Source organism: Streptomyces graminilatus (assembly GCF_001418565.1).
Classification (GTDB): domain Bacteria; phylum Actinomycetota; class Actinomycetes; order Streptomycetales; family Streptomycetaceae; genus Streptomyces; species Streptomyces graminilatus.
Genome location: NZ_LIQQ01000375.1, coordinates 21,771 through 30,126, shown reverse-complemented (window position 1 = coordinate 30,126; position 8,356 = coordinate 21,771). Strand labels below are relative to the sequence as shown.

Here is an 8,356-nt window from a genome sequence, read left to right as displayed (position 1 = left end):
AAAAGCAGGGGCTGCGCCCCTTGCTTTTCATCTTTCAGGGGCGCGGGGAACTGCGCGACCAGCCCCCACCGGACCCGCACCCGAAGGCCGGTGGCCGGGGGCCGGGGCCGGCCAGTCCGCCGGGCGCAGGATGCCCAGCAGCATCCGCACCAGTTCGTCCACCACCTCGTCCAGCGTGGCGTCGACCCAGCCGGAACTCCAGTCGTGGAGCAGGCCGTTGACGCTGCCGATGAACGCCGTCGCGGCGAGGCGGTAGTCGCGTGGCGCGGCCTCGCCGCGGGCGACGGCGGCCTCCGCCTCCTGGCAGATGAGGTTCACCCAGCGGGCGCGGCGGGCGAGGCGCTGTTCCTCCAGACGGGCGCTGACGCCGATGATCTCGACGAAGGACAGGCGGATGCGGCGGGGGTCGGCGGTTACGTTGGCGGCGTAGCCGCGGAAGATCGCGGCGGCCCGGTCGGCGAGGGGCAGGCCCTCGGCGCCGGACAGCGCGCTGAACGCCGCCGTCTCGGCCCAGTCGTTGACCTGGAGGTGAAGGGCGGCCAGGACGTCCTCCAAGGTGCGGAACTCCTCGTAGAACTGGCGGGTCGACAGACAGGCCGCCTCGCTGAGGGCGGCGACGGTCGTCGCGCGGTAGCCCGGCGTGTCGCCGAACAGCCCGAGTGCGGCGTCCAGGAACCTCCTACGCCTCTCGGCCTGGCGTTCCTCGGCCGTCCGGCCCCCGTAGCGACCGGTCGGCGCCTTGAGTCTGCCCGCCAATGAACCCTCCCTCGTCGGTCCAGCAGCCAAGTTTGTCCCGCACGCGGTCTTGTGGAGAAGGCCGCCTCGTCCTTACTTTCCAGTAAGTCAATCTGAACGTGGCCGTGTTCAGTTTTCTGCGACCGAACCATGTTCCCCCTTGTGCCCCAATATGTCATGCACCCGCCATAGACCGTCTGTCCACTCCCGGAGGGGAGAGCACTCATGTCCGCTTTCAGATCCCGGCACTTCTGTGCCATGGCCGCCGCCCTCGTCCTGACCGTCACCGCCCCCGCGACCACCGCCATCGCCGCGTCCGCCGCCGAGAGTTCCGGCACGGCCACCGCCGCCGCGGGCCTGCGCGAGGTGATGTTCGTCGGCAACAACTGGGAAGGCACCGCGGACGTCGTCAAGTCCACCGGCGACTTCGCGAAGATCGGCCGGATCAACGTCGTACCGGACAAGGCGGCGCGGATGGCCGCGATCAACGCCGACCCGATCAAGTGGATCTTCTTCATGGCCATCCGCAACGGCGTCGGCGAGGGCCACGACCAGTTCGTCGACGACATGTACTCCACCCCGGACGGCAAGTCGATGGTCGTGTCCCGGCCGAGCTTCGCCGACGTCGTGTCGATCGACCTCGCGACCGGGGCGATCAACTGGCGCTTCCCCGTGTCGGGTTACCGCTCCGACCACATGGCGGTCTCCCCCGACGGGACGCGGGTCGCGGTCTCCGCCTCGATCTCCAACACCGTGCACGTGCTGGACATCAACACCGGCAAGCAGATCGGCTCGTTCCGTACCGGCGACAAGCCGCACGAGAACATCTTCACCAAGGACGGCAAGTACATCTGGAACATGGCCATCGGTGACGTCAACACCAACCAGGACGCCCCGTGGCAGGACTTCACCAAGGGCGACCGGAAGATCACGGTCGTCGACGCGGCCACCTTCAAGCAGGTGAAGGTGATCGACATGCGGGACCGGCTCGACGCCATCGGCCTCAAGGACTTCTCGGACGCGGTCCGCCCCGCGGTCTTCTCGCCCGACGAGTCGAAGCTGTACTTCCAGGTCTCGTTCTTCAACGGCTTCTTCGAGTACGACCTCGCCACCGACAAGATCACCCGGACGAAGACCCTGCCGAAGAACCCGGCGACCAACGACGACCGCACCACGTTCGTCAACGACTCGCGCCACCACGGCCTTTCGATGAGCCCGGACGGCAAGAAGCTGTGCGTCGCGGGCACGATGGACGACTATGCGACGGTCGTCGACCGGGCCACACTCCAGGAGGGCCCGCTCGTGTCCGCCTCGAAGCCCTACTGGGCCACCGTGAGCGGCGACGGCAAGTCCTGCGTGATCTCGGAGAGCGGCGCCGACCAGATCACGGCCATCGACTTCGCCACCGGGCTGAAGACGGTGTCCGTGCCGGTCGGCGACCACCCCCAGCGGGTCCGCCTCGCCCATGTCCAGGCGGACTGGACGAGCCCGGCGGCCAACTGACCCGTGGTCGCGGGCCAGTTGACCGCGGGCCGACCGGCTAGCTGAACTCGGCCGCGGCCCACGAGGCCAACTCGGCCCGCGCGGCGGACAGTACGTCCGCCGAGGGAGCCGTCGCCCCGTTGGTCACCAGCGCGTAGTGCAGGACTCCCGAGTCCGGCGCGGTGAGCAGCAGGCGGCGGCTTCCCGTGTTGCCGGGATCGGTGCCCGCCGCGATCGGCGTCGAACCGGTGTAGGCGGGCGGGCCGTAGACCGTACCGAGGTCCGAGACGACCGTGGTGGTCGCGGTCGGGAAGGACGCCGGCAGATGGAGTTCGGTCGGCGCCGAGATGCCCTTCGACCGCCACACCAGCACCCCGTACTGCCCCGAGCCCACCAGCCGGGACACGTTCGGCAGTGAACTCGGCACCGGGTTCCAGGTGAGGGTCGTGGACCCGTCCCGGGAGCGGTCCTCGTAGGTGAAGGCGAGTGTGGTCCCCGCCGTGGCGCCCGGATAGACGCGGTCCAGCATCCGGGCGTCCTGCCGCAGGACCGCCTTGCCGGAGTCGTCGAGGCGTACGGCGGACAGGTCCTCGTCGTTCCAGGCGTCACCGCCCGTGAGCACCTTGCCGGGATTGTCGTTCATCAGCTCCTTGTGGCGGCCGTTGTAGATGTCCCACTGCCACTGGCTGCCGGACAGCACCGGACCCGATCCGCTCGCGTCGGCCCACCAACTCGCCCCCTTCACCCGGGAGTCGAGGCCCTGGTACATCGCCTTGAGGACGGTCGGCGCCTTGTCGGAGACATTGCCGTTCAGCGGGTGGCCGAACTCGCTGACGATGCCCGCCGTACCCGCGGCCGACACCCGGTCGCGCAGCTTGCCCATGTCGCCGGCGTACTGGCCGTCCCCGGCCTTGCCCCACATGAAGATGCCGGAGATCGCCTTCTGGTCGTAGAAGTGCGTGTTGAAGACATAGCGCGGGCCGATGGTCCCGGCGTCGAGCAGTCCGCCCTCCTGCCGCTGGAAGTCGATGTTGCCGTTCCAGAAGAGGTTCGGCTCGACGAAGGCGGGCCTGTCCTGCCAGCCGGCCGCGTCCATCCGGGAACGGAACTTGACGTAGAACGGCCACAGGACGTCCTTCTCCCAGCTCCGGCTGGTCTGGCCCTTGTCGAATGTTCCCGCGTGCGGCTCGTTGTAGGGGTCGAAGCCGACGACACCCGCGAACTGCGTGCCGGTGAGGTTCTCCTTCAGGTACGTCATCGTCTTCTGCGCGGTGTCGAGGAACGAGTCCTGTACTCCGTATGTGTTGTGCCAGAAGTCGTACGTCGCCTTCGTCACCGCCGCGTTCGAGGTGATGTTCTGTCCCCAGAAGGGGCAGATCCCGCAGTACTCCTTCGGGTATTTGCCGAGGTCGACGGCCCATTTGGGGGCGCCGTCACCGGTGTACCAGCTGCCCTGGTCGAAGAGCCAGCGGGAGTAGAGGTCCTGGTGGAAGTCGGGGTAGACCCTGATGCCGGCGTCCAGGAAGGCACCCATCTGGGCGGTGGCGGCGGCCAGATAGCTGCCGCTGACCGAACCCCGGACGGGCTCCGCGTACGCCCAGGAGAGCAGGAAGCGGATGCTGTTGCCGCCACCGAGCGCGCGCAGGGCGGTCGCCGACTTCCTGGCGTCGGCGACCGAGGCGAAGGGCAGTCCGTTGTTCTCCCCGAGCTTCGTCCCACCGGAGACGTTGTAGCCGCGGAGCACGACCTCGCGGCCCAGGGCGTCGGCGAACCGGCCGTTCTGGACGGTGAGGGTGGTGGAGGTGGGTGAGTCGAACCAGAGGGTGTCGGCCCGGGCGGGCTGGGAGCCGACGGTGGTCACGAAACCGGTGACCAGGACCAGTACGCCGAGCAGAGGCACACGTGACTTCGACATGTTCATTACAGTCCCGTGCGCATCAGGAGTCGTCAATACTCCTGACTCCTGAGTAATCTTCAGGTTTTGGCGCTCATGAGCGAGGATCGAGGTACATGGGCGACAAAAGGAGCGGATCGTGCGTGACATTCTCCCCGCGCTCGGGCGCTGGTACGCGGCCGGCGAGCCGTTCGGACTCGCCACCGTCGTCTCTGTGAGCCGCAGCGCGCCCCGTGACCCCGGAGCCGCGATGGCCGTGGGGCCCGGTGACGAGGTCGTGGGCAGCGTGTCCGGGGGATGTGTCGAGGGCGCGGTGTTCGAGCTGGCCCAGGAGGTCGTGGCGAGCGGGGAGGCCCGGCTCGAGACCTTCGGCTACAGCGACGCGGACGCCTTCGCGGTGGGGCTGACCTGCGGCGGCGAGATCACCGTGCTGGTGCGGCCCGTCACTCCCGCTCTCGATCCGTCCTTCGCGGCGGTCGCGGAGACGGTGGCTGCGGGCCGGCCGGTGACCGTGGCGACCGTGACCGACGGTCCGGCGCCACGCGGCGCCACGCTCGCGGTCTGGCCCGACCGGGTGTCCGGCACGCTGGGCGCGACCGGCCTGGAGGTGGCCGTCACGGCCGACGCGCGCGGTGAACTCGCCCTGGGGGCAACGGGGTCGCGGCACTACGGGCCGCACGGGGAGCGGCGGGAGGACGCCGTCACCGTGTTCCTGCACTCCTTCGCGCCGCCGCCCCGCATGCTCGTCTTCGGCGCCATCGACTACGCCGCCGCCGTGGCCCGGATCGGTGCGTTCCTCGGCTACCGGGTGACCGTCTGTGACGCGCGCCCGGTCTTCGCCAGCCCGAAGCGTTTTCCCGAGGGCGTGGAGGTGGTCGTGGACTGGCCGCACCGCTATCTGAGCGGCACGGACACCGATGGGCGCACGGTGATCTGCGTGCTGACCCACGATCCGAAGTTCGACGTGCCGCTGCTGGTGGAGGCGTTGCGGCGGCCCGCGGCGTATGTCGGGGCGATGGGGAGTCGGCGGACGCACGAGGAGCGTCGGCGGCGGCTGGCGGAGGCCGGGATCAGCGGGGCCGAGCTGGCGCGGCTGCGGTCGCCCATCGGGCTGGATCTGGGGGCGCGTACTCCGGAGGAGGTGGCGGTGTCCGTGGCCGCGGAGGTTGTCGCCGTGCGGTGGGGTGGGAGTGGGGTGGCGCTTACGGTGACCGCCGGGGCGGTTCATCCTCCGGATGGGGGGCGGATCTGAGGGGGTGCCGTGTTGGGTTGTTGGGCGGCTGCGGCGCCGTTGTGGCCGGTCGCGCAGTTCCCCGCGCCCCTTAACGGCGGGGTGCCGCCCTGTGCCGCCAGGCGGCTGCCGCGCCGTCGTGGCCCGTCGCGCAGTTCCCCGCGCCCCTTAAAGGCGGGGTGCCGCCCTGTGCCGTCACGCGGGTGGTGCGGTGTTGTGGGTGGGCGCGCAGTTGCTCGCGAGCCTTCAGGGTGCCCCTCCCTGGCGGGTGTCGGGACGTGTGCGAGGTTAGGATCGGGCAACCCCGACCGTGCCATTGCGGAAACGGGGAGTGGACATATAGAGGGGGCTTTCAGCCGCATGCCGGTCAAGGTCAGTGTCATCGTCCCGGTATACAACCCGGGACCGTACATCGAGGACTGTGTCGCGTCGCTGCTGCGGCAGTCGCTGCCCGCCGACGAGTACGAAGTGATCTTCGTCGACGACGGTTCCACCGACGAGACCCCGGCCCGGCTGGACCAGCTCGCCGCAGAGGAGCCGAACTTCCAGGTCATCCACCAGGAGAACTCGGGCTGGTCGGGCAAGCCGCGCAACGTCGGTATCGCGGCCTCCCAGGGCGAGTTCGTGATGTTCGTCGACAACGACGACTACCTCGGCGACGAGGCCCTGGAGCGTATGTACGACTACGGCGTGGCCAACGGCGCCGACGTCATCGTCGGCAAGATGGCCGGCAAGGGGCGGCCCGTGCCCGTGGAGCTGTTCCGGCGCAACCATCCCAAGGCCACCGTCGAGAACGCCCCGCTGATCGACAGCCTCACCCCGCACAAGATGGTGCGGCGGGCCTTTATGGACCGCATCGGTCTGCGTTTTCCCGAGGGCCGTCGGCGGCTGGAGGACCATGTCTTCTTCGCCGAGGCCTATCTGCGCGCGGACAACGTCTCCGTGGTCAGCGACTACGTCTGCTACTACCACGTCAAGCGCGACGACGCCTCGAACGCGGGATTCCAGCGCTTCGACCCCGTGGGGTATTTCCGGAATCTGCGCGAGGCCCTCGATGTCGTCGAGCGGTACACCGAGCCGGGCGCGGTGCGCGACCGGCTGTTCCGGCGGTGGCTGCGCAACGAGATGGTCGAGCGGATGCGCGGCAACCGGCTGCTCAAGCTGCCCGAGGACTACCGCAAGGAGATGTTCGACGAGATCCGTGGCGTGGTGGTCGAGCGTTTCGGGCCCGGTGTCGCCAACGGCATGCAGGAGGCACAGCGGATCGTCGCCGCGCTGATCGCCGCCGACCGGCTGGACGATGTCGTCGCGTTCGCGGAGTGGGAGGCCTCGCTGGCGCCTTCGGCCGCTCCCCTGGGTGTCGAGTGGCGGGACGGCGTCCTGCACGTCGGGTTCACCGCCGAGTTCACCTCGCGCGGCAAGCCGATGGCGTTCCCCGCAGACGACGACGGGGACGGCGCCGATCTGGACGGCACGCCCACCGACGCCGACGACGCGATCGCCCGGGTGGGCGCGTCCACGGTCGCCCGCTTCGAGAGCGCCACGGCCGACTTCCTGGTGCGTGAGCGCGCCACGGCCGCCCAGTTCTTCCAGCCGGTGGAGCTGACCCGCGAGATCCTCCCGGTCGACGAGGACGGGCAGCAGGTACGGCTGGTGCTGCGCGGCAAGGCCACCGTCGACCCCGGCACGGCCGCGGGCGGCGTGCCCCTCGGTGGCGGTCTGTTCGACGTGTTCGTGCGGATCAAGCTGGGCGGCTGGACCCGTGAGTGCCGGCTCGGCCCGGTGAAGCTGGACCCCCGTCCGGTGCCGCCGGCCGGTGTGGTCGCGGGTAGCGTCGTCCTGCCGTACTGGACCGCGAAGCAGGCCACCCTCTCCCTGGACGTCGACCGCGCGGTCAAGGGCGTGGGCCTGGGCCGCCTCAAGCCGGACGACGTCACCGTCACGGGTGACCGCCTGCGCGTGGCACTGCCCCTGCACGTGCCCGGCGAGAGCAAGGCGGTGCTGCGGCTGACCTCGGCCGCCTCCGCCGCGCCCGTTGAGGTGGCTGCCACACTGTCCGGCTCCGCCGACGGGTCCGGGGCGTTCGTCGAGGCGACGCTGCCCGGCAGCGCACTGGCCGACGGGACGTGGAAGCCCGCGCTGTGCCTGGCGCCGGAGGCCGCCGAGCCGCGCTTCCTGGCGATGTCCGTCGCTCTCGACGCCAAGGGGGGCCGCCTTCAGGTCGTGCGGCCCGCCAGGCCCGCCGGGCCCAGTACCGGGCAGCGGCTGGTCCGCAAGGTACGGCGCACCCTTGGGAAGATCGCCCGCAAGGCGGGGCTGCGACGCGGAAACGGAGCCTGACGGCATGCGAGCGCTGGACATCGAAGGCGCCTGGGTACTGGAGCCGAAGATCTTCCCGGACGACCGGGGCGCGTTCCACGAGTGGTACCGGGGCGAGGAGTTCCGCGAGGCCACCGGTCATGACCTGTCCCTCGCCCAGGCGAACTGCTCGGTCTCGCGCCGGGGCGTCGTACGCGGCGTGCACTTCTCGGACGTGCCGCCGGGCCAGGCCAAGTACGTGACGTGCGTACGCGGCGCGGCCCTGGACGTCGTGGTGGACATCCGGGTCGGCTCGCCCACCTACGGGCGGTGGGAGGCCGTACGGCTCGACGACGAGACCCGGCACGCGGTGTTCCTCGCGGAGGGCCTCGGGCACGCCTTCATGGCGCTCACCGACGACGCCACCGTGGTGTACCTGTGCTCGACGGGGTACTCGCCGGGGCGTGAACACGGGATTCATCCGCTCGACCCGGAGCTGGGCATCGCCTGGCCCGAGGGCATCGAACCGGTGCTGTCGGAGAAGGACGCCGAGGCGCCGACCCTGGCGGAGGCCGAGCGGGCCGGGCTGCTGCCCTCGTACGAGGACTGCGCGGCGTACTACGCGCAGCTGCGCGCCAAGGGGTGACTCCCCTGGTCCGGTGGCCTGCTGAGCGGTCGCCGGACCGTCCGCACACCGACGGCCCGTGGCCGGCTGC

Annotated in this window: 6 protein-coding genes; 4 read left to right on the top strand and 2 right to left on the bottom strand. The window is 70.2% G+C overall.

Annotation, left to right across the window (positions count from 1 at the left end; all coding sequences use genetic code 11):
- Nucleotides 1-27: 27 nt before the first annotated feature.
- Nucleotides 28-756, bottom strand: coding sequence for a TetR/AcrR family transcriptional regulator (locus tag AOK08_RS29415; protein WP_107101078.1), 729 nt, complete (start codon nucleotides 754-756; stop codon nucleotides 28-30).
- A gap of 204 nt (nucleotides 757-960) precedes the next feature.
- Between AOK08_RS29415 and AOK08_RS29410 the strand changes: the two genes are divergently transcribed.
- Complete coding sequence (locus AOK08_RS29410) at nucleotides 961-2,238, top strand: YncE family protein (RefSeq protein WP_055531668.1); 1,278 nt, start codon at nucleotides 961-963, stop codon at nucleotides 2,236-2,238.
- Nucleotides 2,239-2,275: 37 nt separating this feature from the next.
- On the opposite strand, the gene AOK08_RS29405 is transcribed toward AOK08_RS29410, so the two are convergent.
- Nucleotides 2,276-4,138 (bottom strand): glycoside hydrolase family 5 protein, encoded by a 1,863-nt coding sequence (locus AOK08_RS29405; RefSeq protein WP_079054338.1) that lies wholly within the window; start codon nucleotides 4,136-4,138, stop codon nucleotides 2,276-2,278.
- Between the two features lie 112 nt (nucleotides 4,139-4,250).
- Here AOK08_RS29405 and AOK08_RS29400 point away from each other — a divergent pair, with 112 nt between their 5' ends.
- The 3 genes from AOK08_RS29400 (at nucleotide 4,251) to rfbC (ending at nucleotide 8,286) form a co-directional block, all read left to right on the top strand.
- A complete protein-coding gene (locus AOK08_RS29400) occupies nucleotides 4,251-5,363 on the top strand; it encodes an XdhC family protein (protein WP_055531666.1) in 1,113 nt (370 codons plus the stop codon).
- Between the two features lie 339 nt (nucleotides 5,364-5,702).
- Nucleotides 5,703-7,682 carry a glycosyltransferase family 2 protein gene (locus AOK08_RS29395; protein ID WP_055531664.1) on the top strand — a complete coding sequence of 660 codons (1,980 nt, stop codon included), beginning with the start codon at nucleotides 5,703-5,705 and terminating at the stop codon, nucleotides 7,680-7,682.
- Between the two features lie 4 nt (nucleotides 7,683-7,686).
- Entirely contained in the window at nucleotides 7,687-8,286 is a 600-nt protein-coding gene (gene rfbC, locus AOK08_RS29390; RefSeq protein ID WP_055531662.1) for a dTDP-4-dehydrorhamnose 3,5-epimerase, read from the top strand.
- The last annotated feature ends 70 nt before the right edge of the window (nucleotides 8,287-8,356 follow it).